At 40.8% G+C, this 26,121-nt stretch carries 22 protein-coding genes; 8 read left to right on the top strand and 14 right to left on the bottom strand.

Annotated features, from left to right (window positions below; translation table 11 throughout):
- Positions 1 to 368: 368 nt before the first annotated feature.
- The 4 genes from IIB39_09330 to IIB39_09315 all read left to right on the top strand — a co-directional run bounded on the left by IIB39_09330 (position 369) and on the right by IIB39_09315 (position 4,823).
- Positions 369 to 977 (top strand): diheme cytochrome c-553, encoded by a 609-nt coding sequence (locus tag IIB39_09330; GenBank protein MCH8928903.1) that lies wholly within the window; start codon positions 369 to 371, stop codon positions 975 to 977.
- 45 nt (positions 978 to 1,022) lie between these two features.
- Entirely contained in the window at positions 1,023 to 1,739 is a 717-nt protein-coding gene (locus IIB39_09325) for a hypothetical protein (protein MCH8928902.1), read from the top strand.
- Between the two features lie 221 nt (positions 1,740 to 1,960).
- On the top strand, positions 1,961 to 4,453 hold the full coding sequence (locus tag IIB39_09320) for a M6 family metalloprotease domain-containing protein (protein ID MCH8928901.1): 2,493 nt from the start codon (positions 1,961 to 1,963) through the stop codon (positions 4,451 to 4,453).
- A 160-nt stretch (positions 4,454 to 4,613) separates the two neighbouring features.
- The gene (locus tag IIB39_09315; protein ID MCH8928900.1) at positions 4,614 to 4,823 is read left to right on the top strand and encodes a dodecin domain-containing protein; all 210 of its coding nucleotides are present in this window, start codon (positions 4,614 to 4,616) and stop codon (positions 4,821 to 4,823) included.
- Positions 4,824 to 4,825: 2 nt separating this feature from the next.
- Here IIB39_09315 and IIB39_09310 read toward each other — a convergent pair whose 3' ends face one another.
- The 6 genes from IIB39_09310 to IIB39_09285 all read right to left on the bottom strand — a co-directional run bounded on the left by IIB39_09310 (position 4,826) and on the right by IIB39_09285 (position 11,259).
- Complete coding sequence (locus IIB39_09310; protein MCH8928899.1) at positions 4,826 to 5,191, bottom strand: cyclic nucleotide-binding domain-containing protein; 366 nt, start codon at positions 5,189 to 5,191, stop codon at positions 4,826 to 4,828.
- A gap of 77 nt (positions 5,192 to 5,268) precedes the next feature.
- Positions 5,269 to 8,040, bottom strand: coding sequence for a HEAT repeat domain-containing protein (locus IIB39_09305; protein ID MCH8928898.1), 2,772 nt, complete (start codon positions 8,038 to 8,040; stop codon positions 5,269 to 5,271).
- A 154-nt stretch (positions 8,041 to 8,194) separates the two neighbouring features.
- Positions 8,195 to 8,968 carry a hypothetical protein gene (locus tag IIB39_09300; protein ID MCH8928897.1) on the bottom strand — a complete coding sequence of 258 codons (774 nt, stop codon included), beginning with the start codon at positions 8,966 to 8,968 and terminating at the stop codon, positions 8,195 to 8,197.
- 19 nt (positions 8,969 to 8,987) lie between these two features.
- Complete coding sequence (locus IIB39_09295) at positions 8,988 to 10,022, bottom strand: c-type cytochrome (protein ID MCH8928896.1); 1,035 nt, start codon at positions 10,020 to 10,022, stop codon at positions 8,988 to 8,990.
- Between the two features lie 92 nt (positions 10,023 to 10,114).
- Positions 10,115 to 10,693 carry a hypothetical protein gene (locus tag IIB39_09290; protein ID MCH8928895.1) on the bottom strand — a complete coding sequence of 193 codons (579 nt, stop codon included), beginning with the start codon at positions 10,691 to 10,693 and terminating at the stop codon, positions 10,115 to 10,117.
- A 23-nt stretch (positions 10,694 to 10,716) separates the two neighbouring features.
- Entirely contained in the window at positions 10,717 to 11,259 is a 543-nt protein-coding gene (locus IIB39_09285) for a hypothetical protein (GenBank protein ID MCH8928894.1), read from the bottom strand.
- A 191-nt stretch (positions 11,260 to 11,450) separates the two neighbouring features.
- Between IIB39_09285 and IIB39_09280 the strand changes: the two genes are divergently transcribed.
- Positions 11,451 to 12,179, top strand: coding sequence for an ATP-binding cassette domain-containing protein (locus tag IIB39_09280; protein MCH8928893.1), 729 nt, complete (start codon positions 11,451 to 11,453; stop codon positions 12,177 to 12,179).
- A gap of 1 nt (position 12,180) precedes the next feature.
- On the top strand, positions 12,181 to 13,707 hold the full coding sequence (locus tag IIB39_09275; GenBank protein ID MCH8928892.1) for an ABC transporter permease subunit: 1,527 nt from the start codon (positions 12,181 to 12,183) through the stop codon (positions 13,705 to 13,707).
- Between the two features lie 14 nt (positions 13,708 to 13,721).
- Here the strand turns inward: IIB39_09275 and IIB39_09270 are convergent, their stop codons facing one another.
- On the bottom strand, positions 13,722 to 15,584 hold the full coding sequence (locus IIB39_09270; protein MCH8928891.1) for a phosphoenolpyruvate carboxykinase (GTP): 1,863 nt from the start codon (positions 15,582 to 15,584) through the stop codon (positions 13,722 to 13,724).
- Positions 15,585 to 15,758: 174 nt separating this feature from the next.
- Between IIB39_09270 and IIB39_09265 the strand changes: the two genes are divergently transcribed.
- Complete coding sequence (locus IIB39_09265) at positions 15,759 to 17,045, top strand: BamA/TamA family outer membrane protein (protein ID MCH8928890.1); 1,287 nt, start codon at positions 15,759 to 15,761, stop codon at positions 17,043 to 17,045.
- Between the two features lie 44 nt (positions 17,046 to 17,089).
- Here IIB39_09265 and IIB39_09260 read toward each other — a convergent pair whose 3' ends face one another.
- The 6 genes from IIB39_09260 to IIB39_09235 form a co-directional block, all read right to left on the bottom strand.
- A complete protein-coding gene (locus IIB39_09260; protein ID MCH8928889.1) occupies positions 17,090 to 17,500 on the bottom strand; it encodes a c-type cytochrome in 411 nt (136 codons plus the stop codon).
- An 89-nt stretch (positions 17,501 to 17,589) separates the two neighbouring features.
- Entirely contained in the window at positions 17,590 to 18,576 is a 987-nt protein-coding gene (locus IIB39_09255; protein ID MCH8928888.1) for an ABC transporter ATP-binding protein, read from the bottom strand.
- A 1-nt stretch (position 18,577) separates the two neighbouring features.
- Positions 18,578 to 19,360 carry an ABC transporter ATP-binding protein gene (locus IIB39_09250; protein MCH8928887.1) on the bottom strand — a complete coding sequence of 261 codons (783 nt, stop codon included), beginning with the start codon at positions 19,358 to 19,360 and terminating at the stop codon, positions 18,578 to 18,580.
- Positions 19,361 to 19,371: 11 nt separating this feature from the next.
- A complete protein-coding gene (locus tag IIB39_09245) occupies positions 19,372 to 20,214 on the bottom strand; it encodes an ABC transporter permease (GenBank protein ID MCH8928886.1) in 843 nt (280 codons plus the stop codon).
- A 2-nt stretch (positions 20,215 to 20,216) separates the two neighbouring features.
- Positions 20,217 to 21,191: an ABC transporter permease gene (locus tag IIB39_09240; GenBank protein MCH8928885.1), complete on the bottom strand. Its 975-nt coding sequence runs from the start codon at positions 21,189 to 21,191 to the stop codon at positions 20,217 to 20,219.
- Positions 21,192 to 21,197: 6 nt separating this feature from the next.
- The gene (locus tag IIB39_09235; protein ID MCH8928884.1) at positions 21,198 to 22,934 is read right to left on the bottom strand and encodes a hypothetical protein; all 1,737 of its coding nucleotides are present in this window, start codon (positions 22,932 to 22,934) and stop codon (positions 21,198 to 21,200) included.
- Between the two features lie 369 nt (positions 22,935 to 23,303).
- Between IIB39_09235 and IIB39_09230 the strand changes: the two genes are divergently transcribed.
- Positions 23,304 to 25,301: a PAS domain S-box protein gene (locus IIB39_09230; protein ID MCH8928883.1), complete on the top strand. Its 1,998-nt coding sequence runs from the start codon at positions 23,304 to 23,306 to the stop codon at positions 25,299 to 25,301.
- Positions 25,302 to 25,696: 395 nt separating this feature from the next.
- Here the strand turns inward: IIB39_09230 and IIB39_09225 are convergent.
- A partial coding sequence (locus IIB39_09225; GenBank protein MCH8928882.1) for a tetratricopeptide repeat protein occupies positions 25,697 to 26,121 on the bottom strand: 425 nt, incomplete at its 5' end.

Below are 26,121 nucleotides of genomic sequence, written 5' to 3'. Positions count from 1 at the left end.
AAAGATTACAGGTTGATAATTCCCGGAGTTAATTTACGTGGAGAAGAGGGGGAGTCACGGATACTTAATTTCGAGATAAAGTTTGATCAGATTATCACAATCGATAAATAATAAAATTTCTAATATTTCACAAGCCCCTTGAAGATTCCGGGATTTTCAAGGGGCATTTTCGCATTTTATTTAAATTAATTATTTTAAGTAATATTTATAGAATGGTTCTATTTTAGTTTTATATTATGTTCCCGCATACTTATAATATGCGGAAATCTTTATTTTTTTATTAATTGACTGTTGAAGTTCCAATTCAGGTCATTGAATATATCAACAGATCGAAAGTTACTAATTTACTAATAAATAAGGAGCCGGGAATGAAAAAAATTCTATTTATAATACCATTTTTTATCATGCTGATAATGGCATGTTCTGCATCTCAAAAACATACAGAAATGGCAGATGACAGTGCCATGATGGAAATGCCGGATCCCGTTGAGCGAGGTAGATATCTCACCACCATTATGCGTTGTCATAACTGTCACACTCCAAAAGTTTTTGGTGAACATGGAGTGCCGATGTTGGATTCCACCAGTTTCTTGTCAGGTCACCCAGCGGGAATGCCGTATCCTGAATGGACACCGGCGGACATGGAACAACGTCATGCAATAGTTTTGGGTGGCGCCATGTTGACTGCGTGGGCTGGCCCGTGGGGAGTCAGTTTTACGTCAAATCTTACTCCCGATGATTCTACCGGTCTAGGAGAATGGACGGAAGAAGCATTCATTCAGGCGCTTAGAACCGGTAAACATCAAGGACAACCGAACGGGCGAATGATATTATCTCCCATGCCCTGGGAAATTATTAGATTGGCTACTGACGATGATTTGAAAGCTATCTGGGCGTATTTGCAATCGCTTCCAGCGGTTAGCAACGGCGTTCCGTTGCCAATACCTCCACCTGATATGCCCCCTATGGAAAAGTAAGCGTACTTAAGAAATAAATTGCTTTCGCTTTTATTAATAAGCATAATGATCTCGGCTGGAGTGGAGAAAGACACTTCAGCCGAATCAGTTCTGAACCCAATCGAAACGGGAACTATAAGCGGTAAAATCAGCTATCTCGGCGAAGCTCCCAAACCACAAAAGCTAATGGTAATAAAGGATGTTAAAATTTGCGCAAAAGTGGATCATTTCGATGATCGGCTTATAGTTGGCGAAGAAAACGGTATAAAGAATGTAGTCGTATGGCTTGAGGGGGTTGAAGGAGGCAAACCGATTGATTCGTTAGGAGCAGAGTTTATTCTTGACCAGAAGGTATGCGCCTATAATCCTCACGTTCTCATAGTCCCCGTTAGCATGCCTGTTAAAATATTGAATAACGATAAAATCCTTCATAATATTCATACCTATGGAGTCAAAAATAAGCCTGTCAATTTAGCGCAGCCGCGTTTTAAAAAAACGATAAAGATGACCTTCACAGAGCCTGAAAAAGTTCAGGTTCGATGCGATGTACACGGCTGGATGAGCGCATGGATTATAGTAGTGGAGCATGCCTATTACACCGTCACTGATGAAAAGGGAGAATATATATTGGATGGTATTCCGCCGGACACTTACACGCTGAATTTTTGGCAGGAGAGTCTCGGAGAAAAAAGCTCAGAAGTGACTATAGGAGAAGAAAAGAACGTTCAGTTAGATTATGCCTTTGAACCGGCTAAGCCTACAAAAAAATTAAAATTTAAGTGATTCTACACTGATATAAGTAGTGAAACAGGAATTATTTATTTACGCCTCGAATAACAGAAATAATCCTCTTTAAGCAGTAATGTATTCATTTTCAGAGAATAACTATTTTCTTGACTTGCAATGGTAACAAATTAAATTGATACGTGATAAAGCGCATTATTGCAACTCTCATTGCAATATGCACTCCGAGTAGGCGCTTAAACTATCTCAAGGGTGTTAAAATGAGTAATAAATATGGCAGTGTTCTTTTTAAGGCGATATTACCAATAGTACTAAATATTATAATATTTAGCTCTACGCTATTAGCAACGAATCCGCCTCATCCGAATTTGCTCAAGAAAATTAGAGCAGGAGAAATAAAAAAAACGTATTTCCTTGCAAACAAAGAAAGCTTAATGGAACGGGGTATTAGTATGCCCTGGCGAGCGCCCGGAAATACTCGCTCCCAATTCGGGCTGGCGCTTGTGCCAACAGGTTCAACAAATGCACTGGCAATAGTAGTAGATTTTTCAGATAATACTTATCAGGTGGCATCAACATATTTTGATTCTCTCTTATTCGCAAGCGGCGTAGTCTCATTGAGGGATTATTTCAATGATGTAAGCTATGGGAATCTTGATATTGTTACGGTTAATCTTCCCAGTGCGCTTGGATGGCAGAGAGCTGACTCGGCATACTCGTATTATGTGGATGGTCAAAACGGATTTGGATCTTGGCCAAAAAATGCGCAAAAACTTGTTGAAGAGATTGTCCAAGTTGTTGATGCATCAGTGGATTTTTCTTTGTATGATAATGATTCTGACGGTTATGTCGATGCTTTATTCATAATCCATGCCGGTCCCGGGGCGGAGTTTACGAATAGCAATGATGATATATGGTCACACGCGTGGGTAACAAGCATACCCCAATCTCTTGATGGCGTGTTAGTATGGCGATACTCTATGGAGCCGGAATATTGGGATACTCCCGGGGATATGACCATCGGAGTTTATGCACACGAACTGGGTCACGCGTTATTCGGACTGCCTGACCTATATGATACTGATAATAGTTCAGGTGGGCTTGGCAGATGGAGCCTGATGGCTGGCGGTAGTTGGAATGGAGTTTTAGGCGGTACGCCGGCATTTCCTGACGCATGGAGCCATATTGAAATGGGTTATGTGACAACAACAGATATAGCGGTGAACGATAGTGATGTTGTTATAGCAAACGTTGAAGACAGTGCACTGGTATTTAGACTCTGGACCGACGGAGTAGGTGGGAATGAATATTTTCTTGTAGAAAACAGACAGCCGGTAAGCTATGACGCGGCTCTTCCGGGTGATGGATTATTAATTTACCATGTAGATGATGCGGTTGCAACAGTATCAAATAATGATGAATGGTATCCCGGGTTTACTTCTTCAGGACATTATCGAGTGGCATTGGAGCAGGCTGATGGGCTTTGGGAATTAGAAATTCCAGTTGGTAATTTTGGAGACAATGGAGACCCATATCCCGGAGTTACAGGAAACATCTCGTTTGATTTTTTCAGCACACCCAATAGCGATGATTATTCATCCGATATTTCAAAAGTAGCTGTTACAAATATATCGGCTTCCGGGAATTTAATGACAGCTGATTTCTCTGTATCATTTGATGATTTTGTTCCTATTGACCCACCGGTTATAACCTCCATTGATGATGTTCCGAATGACCAAGGTGGTTGGGTAACAGTGTCGTGGAATGCGTCTCTTGACGATAACTCCTTAAGCTCGACTCCGGTGGTTAGTTATAGTATCTGGCTGAGAAATGATGTACCGGCAAGCAGCTCATTCAATAAAAACGAAGTTTTAATAAAAGCAATGGATGAGACCTCAAACATTATTACATCTCCGATAATTCAAAAGAATGTAGCGCATTCCATGAAATTAGGAGGCAATACCAATGACCATGAGGAGTGGATCGGAATAGGATCAATTGACGCTATCCAAGATTCGCAGTATAAGTTCCTGATTCATACTTTAGAAGATTCTAACAGTACCGGGATAAATTATTCAGTAATCAGAGTATCAGCACATCCGGTAAATCCGCTTAACCATGCATTTTCTCAGTCTGACAGTAGCTATTCAGTGGATAATTTGAAGCCGTCGGCGCCAGCTGCGGTTGCGGCAGGAATGGGAGCGGAGGGGTTAGTTCTAAATTGGAGTCCAATCGCGGATGAAGATTTTGACTTCTACGCAATTTATAGAAATGAGGTAAGCGGATTCGATCCGTCTTTACAAGATTATTTCGCTACTACGACGGATTCATTCTATGTGGATTCGGATATATTTGAGGGAACAGCATACTATTACAGGTTAACATCATTTGATTTTAACGGTAATGAAAGCGATTTCACTTCTGAAATTTCATCAGGCATAGTTGGTATTGACGGTGAGCGATTCGGAATTCCAACTGAATATGCTCTTGCGCAAAATTATCCTAATCCGTTCAATCCGGTTACGAGCATCAATTATTCGCTTCCAAATCCCGGAAAAGTTTCGTTGGTGATCTATGATCTTAACGGGCAGGTGGTGATGCGTTGGGATGATGAAACCGTTCAGGCAGGATATTTCCAGAAGAGCTGGAATGGTACGAACATTACCGGGAATAAAGTTTCCAGCGGAGTCTATCTGTATAGGTTAATTGCCGGTGACTTTGTCCGGTCGCGGAAAATGTTATTGTTGAAATAATAAATAGTGAATAAAGAATCAAAATCAAGGAAGCCGAGGTGGAGTAATTTTTTAATACCGCGGCTTCGTTATATTTATTGATTAAGTTGTAAGCAGATTATTTATTCTTAAAAGATGAACGTGAATATCTAAGTTAAACGATTAAAAGAGGAGATACACTATGTCAGGCAGCGTCTATAAAGTTATTGAATTGATTGGAACGAGCAGTAAATCGTGGGAAGAGGCAGCTACAAACGCTGTTGAGCGAGCGGGGAAAAGTCTTAAGAACTTGAGAGTGGCTGAAATAAAAGATCTTGATCTGAGAGTTGAGGACGGCAAAGTAACGGCTTACCGCGCTAAAGTAAGCTTATCATTCAAATATAAAGATTGATTTTATAAAAGTTTACGCAGAATTACAGAAACGCCCCTCAAAACTCCCCGGGTTATAGAGGGATAATCTTCCATCAGGTCGAAAAGATCTGCGTAATTAATACGAAGAAGATTTGTTTCCTCTGTAGCGGTTGCTGACGTTGCTCTAAGTTTTTCTTCAACGAGGCCAACGAGGCCAAAACTTTCATTTGGATGAGCAATGAATATTTCTCTATCTTGCCGTGAAATTTTTACCTTGCCCGAAACTACAAGATAAAGATATACGGAAGTATCTCCCTCCCGAAATATATTTTCATTTCCCGGGAGCGTAATCGAATCTGACACTGATGCTACCTGTAAAAGTGCATCGGGATTGGTGTCGGAAAACATATCTACCCCCTTTAAAAAAAGGATTTTCTCTATAGCGGTAGAAAATTTTTTCTGATTATTTGAATTATTTTCTTTGATTATGCCATCTTTAGCAGTTCGAGTGAATATTCAGCGGTTTCCCTGACTAAAGGGTTATCCGATTTTAATCCGTTTTCTGTAATTGATCTTAGGTCGTTTAATTTTCTTGAGCCAATTGTATAGAGAACAGCCATCTTCAGCCATGTATCCGGCTGAGAATATAAATCTCGAACATCTTCGGTAAAAGGCTTGCGTATAATGTTAAAATATTTTTTCCCGTTCTCTATCTTTTGCGAATCGGAAATATTATCAATAAGGTCTAATATAATTTCTTTCAATTCTATATCAAGAATATTGTCCAATAATTCATAAGCATTGGCTTTCATTGTTTTATCACCTTGCACAATTGCATAATACGCACGATAAATGTCAGAAGAATCATTTGATAAACCAAGTAGTCGGAATATGCGTTCAAAAGAGAAATTTAAGCGAGTGCGAAGAGTATGAAATAATAAATCAGTCTTAATATCTTTTTGTTCTTTCTTTTCGTGGTCGGAAATAATTCTGAGTAGTATGTAATAATAATGAATTTCACCTAATATAGCTTGGTGCAAAACATTCGAATCAATATTTAGGTAATCAAACCTGTTATGCAGTTTGTTCAAACTTTTGATTACGTTATATCTCAGCAGAGGAGAATCATGCTTTAGATTATTTAGAAGCACATCAACTGCTCTCTTATTCGGAATTCTGCCTAAGACACGTGCTACTGAACCACGCAACTCAATATCCTCAAAATCATTTTGAAGTTTTTCAGCAAGCATTTCGATAACATCAGTACCATACTTAACAAGTACTAACCTTGCCGAAGCTAGTGTCTTTTTATCGGTGAGATTTTCGATTAAATTCGGAATAAGGTTTTGATTTAATATCTTCCCCGATGCTTCAATAGCTGCCTTTCTCACGACCACTTCATCGTCCAAAAGAAGATCAATAAGATTATCATGTATAGGCGATGGAGTCTTAATGACCGCGAAAGAACGTGCGAGTTCCGTTCGAATAAGAATTTTATCCGTTCCTGTTTCGGATAAAAGAGAATCAATGAACTTTTGAACTTTATATAAATCTTCTTTTGCGGCATGATTTGCCATACAAACTACGGCAGCACATTTAATACGTATGTCCGAACTATCAAGAAAAGCTTGCAGAACAGCTTCCTCGTCGCCATCAGAAAACATACATACATAAAGAATAGCATCTGATACAACACCGTAATTTTCGGCTTTGATGAGTTTTTCCACTTCAGGAAGCAGTGTAGAATCCCCAATCTGTGTTAAAAGATTAATTGTTCGATGTTGAATATCAGAATTGGAATTCGATAACAACGGTTTTAGTTTTGGTACCATAGATTTATCTGATGATGATTCGAGCATCTTTAGCGCATATAACACAGTTTCTTCATCTGGACTGCTTAGCGATTCCGAAATTGCCTTGCAGGTCAATGCGTCAACAGTGTGAAGAGCAGCATTCTCAGCCGCAACATTTTTATTTCTAAGAAGGTTGCGAATTGAATCAATATATTTTTTCTTAATTTTTAATGTGGCAACAATCCAAAATAGGATAATAATCAGTGACATAACCGCAAAATGTCTGATACTTAAATCGAAGAACTTGGTACCCACAATTATCAAAAGACCCGCGATTCCTCTGGTGAATCGTTGTGTAAACATATCTAAAAAGGGTTTTACTTTCAACTTTACCTGCATCGGAATAGGCATATAGACTATTTCCCGAACAGAGTTATCCAGCGAGAATTTTATACTGCCGCTCGAAAGCTTAATAAATATTGCAGACAACAGAACGGGTTGAAACAGTAACGAAGCAGACCCGAGTAATAGAATAATTGGTAATATCATGAGCGATATGCCAATCCCGAATTTTCTTAGAATGAAACTTGTTAGAAAAAGTTGAATGATAAGCGATACCATATTCATAGAGGCAAAAAATGAACCAAAAAACTCTGTCCTGCTATCGGTGGAACTGTAAGAATTTTCGATAATCGTATTAAATTCATAATCCACCAAACTTGAAACAACCATACCAAGGCTAACTATTATACCAATTAGTTGTAAATGACGAGATTCCAAGATAGACTGATATACCGTTTTTTTATTATCTACTTCGAATAAATCAGCCGCTGATATTATACGTTCATCAGAGTATTCGCCGGAGAATTTAATGTGTACGATGGAAGCTATGGTCGCCACTATTCCAAGAACAGCCGCGGACACAAGTATTAAATTATCGGTACCTATGGTGGTTGCCAATCCCTTAGTGATTGCACCACCCGCGATTCCGCCGAGAATTCCACCACTTCCGATAATTCCAAAAAGTCGTTTCGCCTGTGATGAGGAATAAATTATGTTGGCAGCTATCCAGAATTGGGAAATAAGCAGTACCGAATAAATACTGACCCAAATATAAAAAACGGCGGAAAACCAAACGAAATCCTGTTTGTATGCCCACCAGAAAAACAGCAGGTTAAAAACAAAAAATATGATTGTACCCGGCACTAAAATATTTCGTGAGACCAATTGAGAAAGTTTGCTGTAGATAAGAATTATAAATCCAATAACAACTGCCGTACCTATATAAACCCATGGCAAATTATGTGCGCCAAGCTGTTCTAAAAAAAGGGAATTTCTGACAGGTTTAAGGATATAATATGAGGCTATGATCATGAAGAAATAAAGAAACATCAGAAACACACTTCCCCATTCACCTTTTCGAATATCCAAAATCTTTCTAAATAGTCTAAATACAGCGTTCATCTTCAGATTCCAATCGATTTCAAGTTAATTCAGATAGTATAATCTAAAAAATTAACATTTCTAATAGTAAAGGATGTGAGAAAAGCTACAAATCAAAGAATAACTCTGCCTAACTGATAAATTGATTAGGCAGAGTTTAAAGAAATATTCTTTTTTACTTACCCTTAGGTTTAATCACAAAATCAAGTTCAGCTATAGCGTCTGACGCGATCTCAACCGTTTTTTCCATATTCCCCAGAGCTTCGTGCCATGCTTTGACGGTGTATGTTCCCGGCGGGATACCATCGATGCTGAATCTTCCATCTACATCGGTAACCGAGTAATACGGCTGATCCTTCAAAACTACAACATATGCTTCCATCCAATTGTGCACATCACATTTGAATTTAACAACACCGGGTTCAGTGAGTTTTTTTGAAAGACGTTTTTTAAATTTCGGTTGAGCAATATTAAAAAGAGTTTTTTTCCCTAAGTAGGAATGAATGTTGTGCAAAATCCCGTCTTTGTTTATCACCGTAAGTTTTATGCCGTCTGCCCCTAATTCCGCCACCTGAAAATGTGGAGAATATGAACAGCCTGCCTGTTCAACAGATATTGCTTCGACAGGGGATGGTTTTTTCCCGCCCTTGACTCCTTCAATAGTTACAAGGACGTTTTTCAAGCCCTTATTTTCTCTGTTTACGATAAACTGTTTAGATTTCTTTATATTACCACAAATTTCGTTATCTTTTGAAACACGGATCCGCTTGGTTTTTGGATAATTATCATCAAATTTTATTATCCCCGAAACAGAACCTGATGCGAGGGCGGCGCTATTGCTATTTTCAACAATCTTTATTTCGCCGGCATTAAGGCTTCCATGAAATCCTATAAATAGAAAAACAGGAATTATGATAACAAAGATCGCGACAAACATATTTCTTAACATTAATTTCTCCTAAGGAGGGTTATTCAAAACCCCATTTCGAGCTTTCGGGTACAATACTATCGAGATATGAAAGCAAATCGGCTATTTCTAATTCGTTCAAAGCGTCTTCCCACGGCGGACAACTGAATGGTGGAGTTTCACCATTCGGCTCAATTTTAAGAGGAGTTGAACCTTCGAGGATGATTGCAATAAGATCCTCTTCTTCAAAATCAAAATAAGACGTGTTTATGGCAGGGACAAATCCATCAGGCTGAGCGTTGGGATTTTCCACCCCTTCGTCCAGGGCGGGACCATGACAGCTCCAGCAGGCTAACCGATCGGCCACAAGTCTGCCTCTTTCGCGTGGACGCGCATCAAGGAAGAATGCGGTAATGGATTCCCAATCTCTCGCAGCTTCATTCTCGCTCCCCTTAAGGGATGCCAAATAATGAGTCAATGCATCAATCTCGCCATCCGATAGCTTGAAATTGGGCATAAAAGTATCCGGTTTATACGCGGGAGGGTCCTTCAGCCATACGCTTACCCAATCACTTGTCTTACGCACTCCAATCCATGTGAGGTTTGGTCCTGTGAAGCGACCGGTTTTTCCAAGCCGATGACACGCCAAACAATCGTATGCCTTAAAGAGTTCTCCACCTGCTTTCTGAATGTCTGAATGATCGTTTAAAATCTGCTCGCTGTCAATGTCACGTTTCATATATTTAAAATATCCAACTATGGTTTCTATTTCATCATCAGAAAATTCAAAGTTAGGCATTTTTGTGCCCGGTTTCACTTTATTCGGGTCTTTCAGCCATTTACGCAACCATTCGGGAGAGCGGCGGTTGGATACCTGATTTAGAATCGGCCCGACTGTACCTCCGGAGGTTCCGATTGTATGGCAAATAAAACAATTTTTTTCCTGCACTATGTCGCTGTTCAGAAATCGTTTTGCCGCAGCTAGATGTTTTTCATCAGATTTGCCTGCTGCGAAAATAGCAGTAAAAGGTATAATTATAGTCACTACAAATAGCAGAAAACTACAAAATGATGACCTTGAAAAACTCTTACCCATTAAATATTCCCCTATTAACAATTACACTCCACAATTGTGGAGTGTAATTGACGTGATTAAAACGGTAGAAATTATCTCTTAAAATTAAAGAGCTACTTGCCCATATTTCCGCCAACCTGAACTTCATCACCATTGCTGAGGGATGAAACATAGGCAGCTAAATTGAATGATTCCGGGCTGTCCAGAGGAAGCCTCTTGCCACTCATGAACATTCTAATACAATTGTTATTCATGGTGGCTAACGTGATAACCTCATTGTTAGGAACCTTGAATTTAGGAAATCTGGCTGATGCGCCTACAAGGTTTGCGATAGGTATCTTAAATGGACCATGTCCCATCTTTTTCTTAATTTCTGCTTCTCCGCCGGTAGTGCTGCCGCTGGGGTGGCAGGAATTACACGAGAGTCCATTTGTGCCAAGTCCGGTATCGTTAAAGAGTTTATTACCGTCATTGAGAGCAGCTTTTTGAACCTTCATAGCATTCATTTTTGCGGCTTTCATATCTCCCATAGCCTTATCAATATTCGCCAGCGCCAACTCCATATTCCCGGAGTGGCGTGGTCCATACTCTTCAGCTTTGTAGCGAGCTGTGGTACCGGTGCATCCAAATGCAAATAAAATCAATACGAGAGCTCCGCTAAATAACCTGAACGAAATTGTATTCATTATCATTATATAACCTCCATAAATTTTTCTTATTGGCTCATCATTCCGCCGACATGCACTTCCTCACCATTACTGAGGGACGCTACGTGGGCTTCTAATGACCATGCTTCAGGTGTGTTGAGCTCCAATCCCTTACCACTCATGAACATCCTAATACAATTATTGTTCATCTGTTGAAGCGTAATGACTGCATTATTTGGAATCTTATATTTCGGAAATGTACTGGCTGCGCCAACTAAAGATGGTACCGGTATCTGATATTCACGCATCGGAATCTGTGCTTCTCCGCCTGTGGTGCCGCCGCCCGGATGACAAGAATTACAAGAAAGTCCGTTCGTGCCGCCACCGGTGGAAGGATCACTGAACAAAGCCGATCCTTGTTTTAACGCCGCCGATGTTTTTGATGCCATATGGCTCATCTTTTCAGAAGAACTCATAGCCATGACCATGTCCATATTTTCCATCGCTTTCATTTTGTCTTCCATACCCATCATTTTTGCCATCATACTACAGGATGAGAAGAGAAAAGACGAAATTAGAAAGACGCCTAAGATAGTACCTTTATTTTTCATAGAACCTCCAGCATTGTATTAACTTTGGTTATTCGGAAAAAAATCATATCCAGCGTATATAGTTATATATTATAAATATAATAATGATATGAAATTCAATAATACTGCGCAAATTAACTGTAAGACATATTACAATATCCGAAATTGCTTGACAAATTATAAGATGAATGTGATTTTGTTATATAAGAATTATGCTTCAATTAAAAAACATCTCAAAAAATTACGGAAAGATTCGAGCTCTTTCTCCCGTTAACCTCACTATATCAACAGGAGAGACCAAGGTGTTAGTGGGGCCCAGCGGTTGTGGAAAATCAACGCTCATCCGTTTAATCATCGGGGTTGTGAAAAAAGATTCAGGTGAAGTCTATTTCGACGGCGAACTTATCCAAGACGATAATTTGCTGGAAATTCGCAGGAAGATAGGCTATGTGATACAGGATGGCGGATTATTTCCACACCTGACCGTTAGACAAAATGTGACCTTACTGTCGGAATACATGGGGTGGGAAGAAAAACGAATTGAGGATCGATTGCATCAATTAGCGGAATTAACGCATTTTCCCGTAGAGGCGCTTCAACGGTTTCCGCTTCAGCTTTCCGGTGGGCAAAAACAGAGGGTAAGTCTTATGCGCGCGTTGATGCTCGACCCGGGCGTACTTCTCTTGGACGAACCTCTCGGGGCGCTTGATCCGATGATAAGAGCGGATCTACAATTCGAGTTAAAAGAAATATTTCTATCGCTTGGTAAAGCGGTTGTGTTGGTAACGCATGATATAAACGAAGCCGGTTTTTTTGCGGACGAAGTGGTTCTGATGAGAGACGGCAAAATAGTGCAGCAGGCAACGATTGAAGAGATGATAAACAATCCTTCGGAAGAGTTTGTAAGTCGCTTCATAAATGCGCAGCGGTTTCGAGACTGATATGAAAATAAAAATCACAGACAATGTAACTGGACTGCTCTGCACGGCTATTCTATTACTTAATCCGTTTTCAACTGAAACATCTTATGCTCAAAACAATGAAAACTCTTTATCAGTAGGATCGAAAAAATTTACCGAATCTGTCATACTTGGCGAAATAGCTTCTCATCTTCTGCGAAGCTCAGGGTTCACTGCGCATCATCGAGATCAACTGGGAGGCACCCGAATTCTTTTCAATGCGCTCCTCAACGGTGAGATAGACATCTATCCGGAATATACGGGAACAATTATGCAGGAGATTTTGGCAGAGGAAAATTTATCTGAGGACAGCGACATTCGGGAGCATCTTGCGAGCCGGGGTATACTTATGAGTGAACCGCTTGGATTCAATAATACGTATGTAATCGGGATGAAGAGTTCTGTTGCGGAGAGTTTGAATATTGAGACAATTTCGGATTTACGGAAACATCCTCAATTAAAATTCGGCTTTAGTAATGAATTTATGGACAGGGGAGATGGTTGGCCAAGTTTACGCAATCGGTACGGTCTACCGCAAGAAAATGTTCGGGGTGTGGATCACGATATTGGTTACAGGGCGTTAGAAAACGGTTCCATTGATGTAATAGATCTTTATGCTACCGATGCGGAAATTGATTATTATAAATTGAAATCCCTGAAAGACGATCTTATCCATTTTCCTGAGTATTACTCTGTATTTCTATATAGAGAGGAATTGCTTGAAAGAGCGCCGGAGGCGATCAACGCACTCCTCCGGCTTGAGGGAGCTATCACGGAAGCAGAAATGGTTTTCCTGAATGCGAGTGTGAAAATTGACGGTGTGTCTGAAGGCCAAGCGGCTGCAACTTTTTTGTATGAGAAATTCGGAATTCAAACGAATTTCAAAGAAGTAACAATATTAGATAGAGTGATTAAGAACAGTTACGAACATCTGTATCTGGTTTTGATTTCGCTGACCGGGGCGATAATTATCGCTATTCCACTTGGAATATTAGCCTATAAAAAGGAGAAAATCGGACAGATTGTATTGGGAGTAGTCAGCGTTATACAGACAATTCCCTCATTGGCATTGATAGTTTTTATGATACCGTTGTTAGGTATCGGCGCGAAACCGGCTATTGCCGCACTCTTTTTATACAGCCTTCTTCCGATAGTGCGAAACACATATTCGGGATTGAAAGATGTGCCGCTTCCGCTACGAGAATCCGCGGAAGCCCTTGGACTTCCGGCAGGAATTCGAATGAAGAAAATAGAACTGCCTCTTGCGTCCCGTTCAATATTAGCCGGAATAAAAACATCGGCTGTAATAAACGTAGGAACCGCCACGCTTGGAGCCATTATTGGAGCGGGAGGATTCGGTCAACCTATCTTGACGGGGATACGGCTCGATAATACCGGATTGATTCTGCAAGGCGCTATCCCGGCGGCGCTCTTAGCGTTTGCTGTTCAATGGCTATTCGAGTTGGTGGAACCCATTTTTGTTTCGGAAGGGCTCCGCCTTAAAGATTAATCGGGTCTTAAGTCTTAGATGAACTCAAAGGGCGAGATTACATCTTTGCCCTGTTTTGATATTGCATCCGACAATCGTTCCTTTTGAGCGATAATTTCATCAACAAATATTTTTGGTAAATCAGACTCTTCATTATAGACGGCTTCAATTCTGTCCATCCGGTCTAAAAGTTTCTTGATGCGAATCGAGAATAATTTCTCATAGAGATTTTCGGAAAGTTCTTTTTGAAAGATGTTAGAAAATAAATTTTTTAAATCATCATAAATGGGAATAAATCCAATGGGTGTTTTTAAAACATCGAATTCGTGGTGTATTCTACCTTCCATCCACATTAGCCAGACTTTTTTATCTATTTTTTCGTTGAGGAATTCTCCATTTTCCTTAAGAAAATAGTTGGTGGAAAAAATGAGAGGAGTATCGCTTAATGATTCGCCGAATTTTAAATGATTTTCGATATAGGTTCCCAGAGGTACAACGAGGAAATCCAAGTTGGCCATTGGATTGTGTTTAACTTCTCCTTCTGCCCCCAATGTTGCGGCGGTAGTTTCAGATTCGAGAATTGCTCCCATAAATACACCATGTTGCCAATCAAAAGATTGAATTACGGGAGGATTGGTGTCTGAATCTCGACCGCCATATATAATGCCTGACAGGGGAACACCGTTCGGATCGTGAAGTTTAGGGTCGCAATTCGAAAGCTCAGAAATACGGATTGTGTATCTTGCATTCTTATGAGCAAACGGTAACGAGTTCCCATTTTCATCGCGGTCGCTTTTCTCCCACTTTCCCGCAAAATTGAAACCACGGTCAGGTATGTCTTCTCCCATTCCCAGCCAGTAAGGATTTTTATCGTGAACAAGAATATTAGAGAATATCAGTTCACCGGGCGATCTGATGGTCTTATGAATTAGTGGGTCGTCTTCGGCGTTGACATCCTGAATAATTCCGAATATTCCCTGCTCCACATTTACCGCGTAAGCTTTTCCATCTTCGGCTTTCCGAAGATATGCGATGTCATCACCCAGAATCATTTGCCCCGGAATCATTGCCGTAGAGGTCTTTCCGCAAGCGCTTGGAAACGCGCCTGAGAAATATGTTACCCTATCTTTGCCTTCAGGCACCACGCCCATTATGAACATATGTTCGCATAGCCAATCATCGTGATTCGCACGATTGATAGCGAGTCTAAGGGCAAGTTTTTTCAATCCGACGCTATTTCCGGCGTACTGGGTATTAATGCTGAAAACTCTTTCATCCTCTAAATCCATATAAACTCTTCGACTATCTATGTTCAAAGAATTTTGTTTATCATCAAGTTTTCCAGCCGAATGAATCATATGAAAGAAATTATCGGAACCATTGAGTTTTTTAAATTCAGAATATCCCTGCCGATACAGAATGGTTTCGCTGTGAGCCACATATGCGGAATCCGTTATCTGTAACGAAGAAATAGAAAATTTCGAATCAGGAGGCCCAAGGCAGAAAAAACAGACAAGCATTTCTTTGCCTGCCATTATGCCGTCAAGTAATCCCATGATTTCGTCCAATCCATCATCGCGATCAACACTGTTTATCAGTTTGCTGAGGCTCTTTCCTTTAGGCAGCAATATCTTTGTATTGTTTTTATCTCTTGCCTGATCATTATTGCTGTCGAAATGAACGGTATGACCATCCTCATTTAGCAGCGTTTCTTCTTTATTGCTCAATGCGAGATTTCGAATCATTTTCAGATCCTCATCCGAATCAGATATGACGGTGAGCTTAGATGGTTTGCAGAGGTTCACATAATATTCTATAATTTCTTCAACAAAATTGTTTTGCAGCTCCTGAATTTTTTTCAAGCTGACACTATCTATTATATTGGAATCAATTTTCATTTAGTATCTCAAAATATCGTTATTCTTCTTTTTTATGTTATAAGGCTTCAAGATAAATATAAATTACACCGTTCAGTGAACCAAACAGATAATTTTTTATTTAACGGAAAAGTAAATCTTGTGTTATGGTCGAAAGTAAAATATATTTAGTCTGGTATATTTCAGAAACATTTTATGAATAAATTCAAAGTAATAGCGCTTTTAAGCGCAATAATAATCATTCCAAATATAATCTCCGCTACTGAAAAAAATAGTGGAAAAGATCTGAATAACAACGATTACAGATTCGGATTTTTGCCGGTGCTTTCATTTAGTTCCGATGAAGGATTAGGATACGGTATTATAGCGCAGGCCGATGAAAATGGTAATAGTAAATACATGCCGTATCTTTTATCTCATCGAATTATCTTTAAACGAAGTACCGGGGGTGCCACGGAGTATTCGTATCGGTTCGACAGTAAATATCTCTTGCCAAAAAATCTCAGAATAACACTGGAGATAAAGTATAGAGAGAATAAATTAGAGCCGTTTCACGGTTTCGGGGGAGCACAGACCAGATACGAAGAAGCGTACACGGACTTTAAGAGCGGAGGATTGTTCAGGGGAACATTTTACTATAAATACGATAAGAAGTATTTTCGCATTAATACAATATTACAAGGAAACATATACGAAAATAAATTTAGATGGCTTGGCGGTATCGCTATTCTCAACACGAAAATTGACACGATAAATTACTCCGATTTCGACAAAGAATTAGTAGAAAATTCTACAGAAACATTACTCGCTAATTTACAAGTGTCAGCGGTGATTGGCCGAAACGTATTCGAGGGTGGTAACGAAAATAGCCTCCTTTTCGGACTGGTTGCTGACACGAGAGATGATGAGGTCTCACCTTCTCAGGGTATTTGGACTGATGCTCTTATTCGATGGGTGCCAAACCTGTCCGGGAATGACTTTTCCTATCTTTCACTAACCGGAACGTTTAGAGGGTATATTCCGATGAATAACTCATTAACTCTTGCATTGCGATTTAGCGGCAGATTGATGTCGGATGGCGCGCCGTTCTTTACCGTTTCGCAGCAGGAAAGTTCATTTAAAATGGTGGATGGATTAGGAAGCGGTAAAACTATACGCGGAATCCTTTTCCAACGAATCCTCGGGAGAAATAACCTTTTAGGCAATATTGAACTTCGATATAAATTTCGTGAGATGTTCACATCCGGATATGCGGCACTCAGCTCTTTTTATGATTTCGGGAGATCGTTCGATTCAACGCCGATTCTCCCGTCCGGCGATATAGGCGCCGAAGACGATAAACTGCATCAAGGAGTGGGAGTAGGATTTCGCGTAGCCCTGAACTCTTCGTTTGTAGCCGCCGCAGATGTGGGCAGAGCGCTGGATTCAAAGACTGATGGAGAAGGACTTAAGCTTTATTTAGGGCTTGATTGGTTATATTAATCAAAAACTGAAAGTAATAGTGATTTAAAATTTAGTAAAAGTCCTTACAACCGTTCGGGATGTTCTTTACCGTTATGACACGTGATGCATTTGATTTCACGAGGGAGTTCAGATTTATCTGCGACTTTCGGCAGAAATTCTTCGTTAATCTGTTTTACCATACTAAACATAACCCGTGCATTCACTTTATGACGCTTGTCATCGGAAGCGAAATCAAAAGTTGAAAGATCATCGCCCTCGCCAATATGACAAAAAGTGCATCTAACACCAAGCCCTATGGCAGCATTTTTCATATGACCGATAAGCTCTTTTTTACCGATGTCCTTTGGGAGAACTTTTAAATTAGTGAACTTATCAGGAATTTGCGCATAAGCCCCTGATACTTGAATCAGTAGTAACACAATTAATGCAAACAGTGATAAATAACTTATCGGACTGATTCGTTTCAGATTCATATTGAATCTCCCTACGATTAACATTTCCCGGTTTTCATAATAAAAGAATTATAGATGGTAATACGGACTTTTAACGAAAAAGTTTCGAATCAGGTCGTTATTGGGAAAAAGCATCTGATCTGTCCTCCGTGAGATGCTTTTTCAATAGGGGGGTCTTCAATGCTGCATTTATCTTGAGCGCTGTCACAGCGTGGGTGAAATTTGCACCCTTTAATTTTATTATCTAAGGACGGTATGTCGCCGCGGATAGGTTTCGGCCTGGAGTTCGGTGCGTAGGATTTGGATACCTCCATAAGGGCTTTGGTATAAGGATGAGTCGGAGATGAAAACAGTTTTTCCGCGCTGCCGAATTCCACAATCCGCCCCAGGTACATAACCATCAGATCATCTATCCAATCTGCGATAAAATCTATATCATGGGAAATGAGAAAGGTGGACAGGTTCATCTCTTTTTTTAATTTTGCGATTGTTTTCATAATGCCAACGCGACTACTTGCATCTAAGGCGGTGGTAGGTTCATCGGCAATGAGGATATCGGGCTCTCCCGCAAGTGCGGCGGCAAGGGCAACTCTTTGCAGCATACCGCCGGAAAGCTCGTGCGGATAAGAATCTGATACAGATGAGGGATCGTTCAGGCCTGTCAGTTCAAGCAATTCCAAAACTCGAATGTTGCCTGCCTTTCTATCAGTTGTTCGAAAACCCGGTAGGGCATCATAAATCTGTTTACCGCATTTCCTTACAGGATTCATTGAAGAGAGTGGCTCTTGTGAAAGGAAGCCTATTTTCTTTCCGCGAATGGCTCGCAGCTTACCATCTGATAACGCCAGAATATCCAGAGTTTCTTCCCCGTTAGGAGAGAAAAAAATGTTTCCGGAAATTTGTGAGTTATTAGGAAGCAATCTGAGCAATGCTTTACTAAGCATACTCTTCCCACTTCCGGATTCTCCAATAATGCCCAACGTGGTACCTATTTTTAAATCAAATTCAGCATTTTTTATGATCCTGAGAATTCCGTTACCCGAAGAAATTGAGATATTCAGATTGCGTACGGAAAGAATATTTTCGGTATTGGACATTTTAGTTGATACCGGAATTTTCAAGAAGCTGTTGAGTATATGGATGCCTTGGATTAGAGAAAAGCTCATCAGAATCCGCTTCTTCGATAACTTCACCGTCTCTCATAATAGCTACCCTGTCGGCGAGAGTTTGCACGACTTTCAGATCATGTGAAATCAGTAAAAATGTAATAGGTTTTTTTTCTTTAATATCCATCAATAGATTGATAATGTGAGCCTGAATCGAAAGGTCTTGAGCAGATACAGGTTCGTCAAGCAGCAGCAGTTCAGGCTCCGGCGCCAGAGCTCTGGCGATACATAGCCGTTGTTTTTGGCCGCCGCTCAATTGATGTGGATATTTATCTGAAAAGTCTTCTCCGAGACCGACAGATTTGAGTAAAGAGCGGGATTTTTCTGCTTTATCATTTTCCGATAGGTCCAATCCCTCACTGACAGTTCTTTCAGACGTCATTCTTGGATTCAGGGAACTGTTGGGATCTTGAAATACAGGTTGCATGAGCCGACGTGTTTTTCTAAGCTCTTCGCCTTTAAGGTTCCACAAATTAATTCCGTTAAATTCAATGGTTCCCGAAGCCGGTTTGACAAAATTCAAGACGGACATGGCGATTGATGTTTTACCGCTTCCGGACTCTCCTACGATGGCAAAAGTTTTACCGCGTTTTATACTAATAGAAACATTTTTCACAGCATTAATGATATTTCGTTTTCCGGTAATAGATTTGCGTGAACCGGAATAGCTAACAGTGAGGTCTTTTATTCTTAATATGAAATCAGATCTGCTCATTCAGGAATGCTCTAAGTGGTTTTCCGGCGAGGATCAAGTATGTCTCTCAAGCCGTCACCTAACAAATTGAATCCGATAAGAGTGATAATTATAGACAATCCGGCAAACGTAGATATCCACCATGCTCCTAAGGGATCTGCCCGACCTTGATTCATTATGGTTCCCCAGCTTGCGTCGGGTGGTTGTACGCCAAGCCCGAGAAAGCTAAGGGTCGCTTCAACTAATATCATTGTTCCTATGAGAAGAGTTGTTGAGACGATAATTGTACTTATCACATTTGGCAATATATAGCGGAAAATTATGGCTGAGGATTTTAATCCAAGGGCGGTTGCGGCTTTAACATAATTCATTTCTCGAACGAGAATTACTTCTCCTCTGACGATTCGGGCAACCTCCATCCATGACAGAGCGCCCAAAACAGCCACAGTGAGCCAAATGGAAGGAGTTCCCAATCCCACGGCGAGCAGAACGATGAATAATTTTGGAAATCCGAGAAGAATGTCCACACTGCGCATAAGGATTTTATCTGTCCAGCCTTTCAGAAATCCTGTTGTCAATCCTACCAATGTTCCAAAAAGTACTGCGATGAAAGCCGCGCTGATTCCTATACCCATTGATACTCTTGCGCCATAGATCAATCTGCTCAATAAGTCTCTACCGAACAAATCTGTCCCAAGAAGATGGGAAAATGAGGGAGGGCGAACTGACATAGACAAATTTTGCGCTGAAGGATCAAAGGGCGAAAACAGCGGAGCTCCTAACGAGATTATGGAAAATGCTCCGACAATGACTAATCCGAATCTTCCCGACGAGTTATTCCATAATGCCTTGAGTATGATTTTAATCTTGCCCAATATTAGTCTCCGTCTAGTCTGACCCGCGGGTCAGCTGCCGCATAACCCAGGTCGGCGAGAAGATTTCCTATTATGACACTGACGAACGCTACTGTTCCGGCTGCCATTATCATCGGGTAGTCTCTGCCTAAGGCGGCATTAACCATAACCCGGCCCATTCCGGGAAGTGAGTAAATAACCTCAATTACTACTGCGCCGCTGAACAGAGCAGGGATGGAGTTTCCAATCAATGAAATAACAGGTAAGAGCGCGTTTCTGAAACCGTAAACAAATATAACTTTGCGTTCGGACAGCCCGCGTGCTCTCGCGGAAATGATGAAATCGGAATTTAATACTTCAATCATATTCGACCTGACGAACCTGCCAAAAACCGGCGCTGTTGTGATACCAAGAGTGAAAACCGGGAGAAGTAAATGCGTGAAATAGTCGCCGATTTTACCGAAAAAACCAAGTTGATCATGAAAAATGGAATTGATTTGTGATGCGGGCAACCAGTTCAGTCCTATGGCAAATATGCCTAACAATATGAGTCCGAGCCAGAAGGCAGGTACCGAATAAAAGAAAAGAAGCAGAGACGTGATTATTTTATCTGTTCTGCTTCCCGCTTTGAGGGCAGAGTAAACCCCTGCGACTGTTCCTAAAACAAGTCCGAAAATGAGTGACAATGAAGAAAGAAGCAAAGTAGGCGGCATGGCATCTGAAATTATTTCTGATACTTGACGTCCATTGGCGAATGATTTTCCAAAGTCGAAATCAATGACTACATTTTTAAGCCAGGAGGTATATTGCCAATAGAGCGGCTGATCGAGACCGAACTTCTTAGTGATACTTTCTTTTATATTAGGGCTCATGGACGGCGAAATAAAACGGTCTGTCGGATCACCGGGAGCCATGTGAATTATAAAAAATGTGAGCGAAATGCCCAGCAGCAGTAGTGGGATAGCAGTCAGCAGTCGCCTGATAGTATAGGCGACCATCAGGAGCTAATTATCTGCAAGCAAGTCGTGATCTGCACGTTCTTCAAGAGGAATCCACCAGTCTTCCATGTTGATGAAAGCGCCTCTTTTATCTATACTAACTCCCTTGAATCTGCTGTGAAGAGCTGTAGTATCCATATTATAAAAAAGCCATGTGTAAGGCAATTCCCACGACAGCAGTTTCGCAATCCCGTCCCAGTGTTTTTGAGCAATATCCGATTTAGTTGCGCGGATGGCGGCATTTTCCAATTTATCAAATTCAGGAGAGAGATAGCTGACAAAATTAAATGGAATAAGAATGCTCGAACTGTGGAAAAGGGGAGTTAGCTCCATTTTGAGGCCGACGCTCCATCCTAACAGCGCAGCATCAAGTTCTCTTCGGGGTAACATTCTTCCAAAAAGGAGGGCGGGTTCTAATATCCTCGGAGTCATTTCCACGCCGATTACTTTTAGCTGCTGCTGAACGATTGTCAATGCTTGTCTTCTGACTTCATTGCCGATGTTGGTAATCATCTCAAAGCTGAATTTAACGCCGTTTTTATCAATAACGCCGTCGCCGTCGCTGTCTGTCCAGCCTTCATCCTCAAGAAATATTTTTGCGCCTTCTATATCGTATTCCCAGATAGAGTTTGCATTGGGATTATACGCCCACAATACCGGCGGTATGGGTCCATGCATGGGAATAGCTAAACCCTGATTAACTACTTGAGATATGGCGTCTCTGTCCAATGCCATTGTCAGCGCTGCGCGCACTTTCTGACTGCCGAATAATTTATGCGGTTTAAGCAGTTCGTCCAAATCAGGATCCTCATCTCCGGCTGCCGCCATAACGTGTGCATAGTTTTCCCGGTCTATTAGATTCCAGCCGATATAAGTATATGAACGCCCTAAAAAACTGTATGGTTTGATTGTTGAATTACCGGAATTCCATGATTCAGTAAGTCGGTTAAAATCAGCCGGCGGAACTGATTCCATCAAGTCTATATCGCCGCTTCGAACCTGTCGCCATAGATTAAGCGCATCAGGAACCACCTGAAATATAATTCCATCAAGTCGCGGCTTTCCTTCAACATAATAATCTTCATTTTTGTCGAGCCTGACAGATTGCTGCGATTTCCACCCGGAAAATCGAAACGGACCCGTCCCGACAGGATTTCTGCTAAAGTCAGCGCTTTCCAATTCTTCTACAGATATTTCACCAAGCAAATGTTCCGGTACTATATACCCTTCAACAGCGTCCATAAGCATTGTGGACAATTTTTCGCGAAAATGGAAAACTATTGTAGAATCGTTGGTGGCCACAACCCTTCTAATGTTCTCTTTAAAAGAATAACCATCCCAAGCCAGCGTTTCATTCACCTGCAGATTGTAAGTAAATAGAACATCCTCACTGTTAAATTTTTCGTTATCATGCCAGAGCGCGTCTGTCCTTAAATGAAAATGAATTGCTAAACTGTCATTTGAATAACTCCAGCTTTTAGCCAGCTGGGGTGTAAAAGTTGATAAATCTTCGTTCAGATCGGCTAAACGCCTGTAAATAAGGGAAATAATGTCTTTGGCGTTTTTCGTGTGCGCAGTAAGCGGATTTAGACCGTCCGGTTCACCGGTTATACCGACAATAAGATTACCTCCGCTAACAATATCCTCATCGGTATATGCTTTTTCGCTTGGTTTTGAGCCCGATTTGTCATTTTTTCCACAGGAAATCAGAAGGAGAGCGATTAAAAGTAATGCCTGTTTCATATTAGTTTATATTCCCATAATTGATAGGTTTGACAGTAGGTTCAATTTATACCAAATTAGTTATTGAGGCACGGTTTGATTTTAGAGAGAAATCGGGTATAAATCAAGAGTTTTTTGCCATATTATTTACTTATAGGGGAGATAAAAACGAATCACCGAGTAAAAAAACTGTCCGAAATCTTAAAATCAAGAATGTGTTTTTGGTCACCTTTGCTCCACAAAATCAAGTTTTAGCTTGAATTCTGATGAATATTTGTGTAAAATTGGTGTAACAAGCAACTAAATGGTGCTTAAGTTAGGTAAATACAGTTAGTTGCTACCCAAAAAGATGTTCCCATCCTTAGAAATTAACGTATAACTGCGCAAAATATGGGCAAAAAACCGCAAGATATTAAAAAATCAACAGCCCTTTACGAGTCTATTGTAGAGAGCGTAAACGAATTTATATTCATACTGAATCTTGAGGGAAGAATCACCTACGCAAATAAATCTTCACTTTCGGTCCTCGGGTATAAATATAAAGATCTCATAGGAAAACCTTTTTCTGTACTATTTGATGATGAAGCCGGGAAAGATCTTATGGGATTTTACAATGACAAAATTCAGACTAAATCTATGATTCAAAATTACGAGATTGAAGTTATTGCAAAGGGAAAACGTAAGATAACCTTAGAACTGTCCGGCAATCGTATGTATGAAAAGGGAAAGCTTGTGGGGATTATGGCTGTCGGTAGAGACATATCAGGCCGGAAATACGAGGAGCAGGCTTTAAAAGAACGTTTGAAGGCACAGACGTTCAGCAGTGCAGTGAGTAATATGATTCTCGGGGGAGGTGAATGGAAAAGCACTGTAGATAGCTGTATCGAAAACATCCATTCTACACTAAATGTTAAAGCGTCAGCATTCCTATTAATGGACGATAAAATCGGGAGACTCCGAATAATCAGTTCTATGGGATGGGATGATAAAAAGATTTCTGCCTTTGAACTTCCGTTAACAGAATCCGGTAAAGTCGGTATACATCCCGAACAATCGTACACTCTTCATTTCGACAGCTCGAAAAACAAAATGGTTCCCGCATGGTTTGCAGAATTCCCGGAAGATATTAATTACGCATTCTTTGTCCCCATTTCACCCAATGAAAAAATAGTCGGGGCGTTTTTAGTTCATGCTGCCGATAAAGACGACTTGTCTGAATACAATATTCAGTTTGTGGAGCAGCTGGCTTCTATTTTGAAAATTGCCCTGGTGAAAGGTCAGAGTGAAACAGCGAGTAAATCGCTGCCAAGTTTAATGGATTTAAATCCTGATATAATATTGAAAGTGAGTGTGGGAGGCATGCTGCTGTATGCGAATCAATCAGTATACGATGAACTGCAAACACAGGGATTCGGCAAAGGTGATTGGAGAGAAATACTTCCCGAAATTCATGATAGCAAAATGATTGCATGTATTAAGGCAAAGAAAAACTTGAAAGCCGAAGTGATTATAGGAATTAAAACCATTGAATATTGGTATGTTCCGGTTCCGGACGAAGATGCTGTATTGCTAATCGGCAGAGATGTTGTCGATCAGGAGGATGCTCTCGGGGAACTTATGATGAGCGAAGCGTCTCTGATTACTTCAATCAAAGAAATCGACACCCTTCATGGAAGGGAACGCACCATTAAAGATCAACTGGCTTATGCAGAAAGACTTGCATCGCTTGGTCAAATGGGAGCTAAAATAGCTCATGAGTTAAACAATCCGCTACAGATCATTTCCGCAAGAGCCGAGTTGATATCAGACATGAGTGATAAAGAACAAATCAAAGAACTCGCTACAGATTTGCAAGAGGAAATTCAGCATATTATAGAAATTGCCGCAAGTTACATGAAACTCGGTAAGCAATCACAAGCGGAAATGGGAAGTTTGAAGATAAACCTGATTCTCACGGAGCTTCTTAAAGCTCTCGGAATTCTTGGTCATGTCAAATATCTTGATCTTCAAACAAAATTTGATGAACCGCTTCCTACTATTTACGGTGACCGCGAAAAAGTTATCCAGGTCTTTAGGAATCTAATAATTAACGCTGCTCACTCTATGGAAGAGACCGATTCAAAAACATTGACAATAACCACAAGATATAATGATGAGACTTCATCAATAGTTATTGAAGTAACTGATACAGGAATCGGCATAAAAAAAGAAGACATACAGAACATCTTCGATTCATATTTCACCACTAAAGAGGAAGGAGTCGGCACCGGTATCGGTCTGCTCATAGTTCGTGATGTGGTTGAGATGGAAATGGGCGGAACAATTCAAGTTAAATCCGTTTACGGTAAGGGAACTACATTTACGATCTCACTTCCCGCCGAAGTTTAGTTACTAATTAAATTATTAGCTAATATCTGATATACTCCGGATAATTATTTCTAAAGGTATTACTCCTCTTACTGCCCTTGCCCGCCAGGCATATGTCCTGCGCAGGCGAGGAGCCCCGCCGAAGGCGGTGGCTCCGACTCACTCAATAATCCTTTACCCTCACGGATAAAACATCAATATTCCCCTCTATCAAGAGGGGTGGCTCAACGGAAGTTGAGACGGGGTGTGTGATTCCGCGATATTCATTCAATTATCTCCTGCGTTAGACAGTTACACCCATCCCCTCTGCGAGGTACTCCCCTCAAGGGGAGAGGATATAAACATTAACTTCTAAAAGCAAAAAAACTTTCTAAGCAAGAAAGTTCGTCGGGGAATAAATATTTGGAATCGGGGTGTTAGGCTACTTGGCTCATCTCTTGCGCTACTAACGCCATCTTCTGCCGCGCTTCGATAGATGTGAAGCATTCAAGCGCTTTGGCGTAGTTGGTCTCTGCCAGTTCAGCGTCATCGGTCTCACTCTTCAGGCGCGCTATCTCAAGGTATGTCTCGCCCTTGTTCAGCGCGTTGTCGTGACGTTCATTGATCCTTAGGGAGTTGCCAAGGTATACTTCAGCAAGATCGAACCTGCCGTTCTTCTTGTAGTTCATTCCCATCAGTTTATATACTTCAGCAACGCCTAACCTGTCTTTCATCTCCGTGAATATCTTGAAAGCCTTCGTTGCAAGGAGGATACTTTCGTCTATATCGTCTTTCCGGTGGAATATCTCCGCTCTTTCAAGGTATGAGAGTCCTGCTATGCGTTCATCACCTGCCCGTTCAG

The organism is Candidatus Neomarinimicrobiota bacterium, from assembly GCA_022573815.1.
Lineage (GTDB): Bacteria > Fidelibacterota > SORT01 > SORT01 > SORT01 > JACZTG01.
This window is presented reverse-complemented; position numbering and strand designations above follow the sequence as displayed.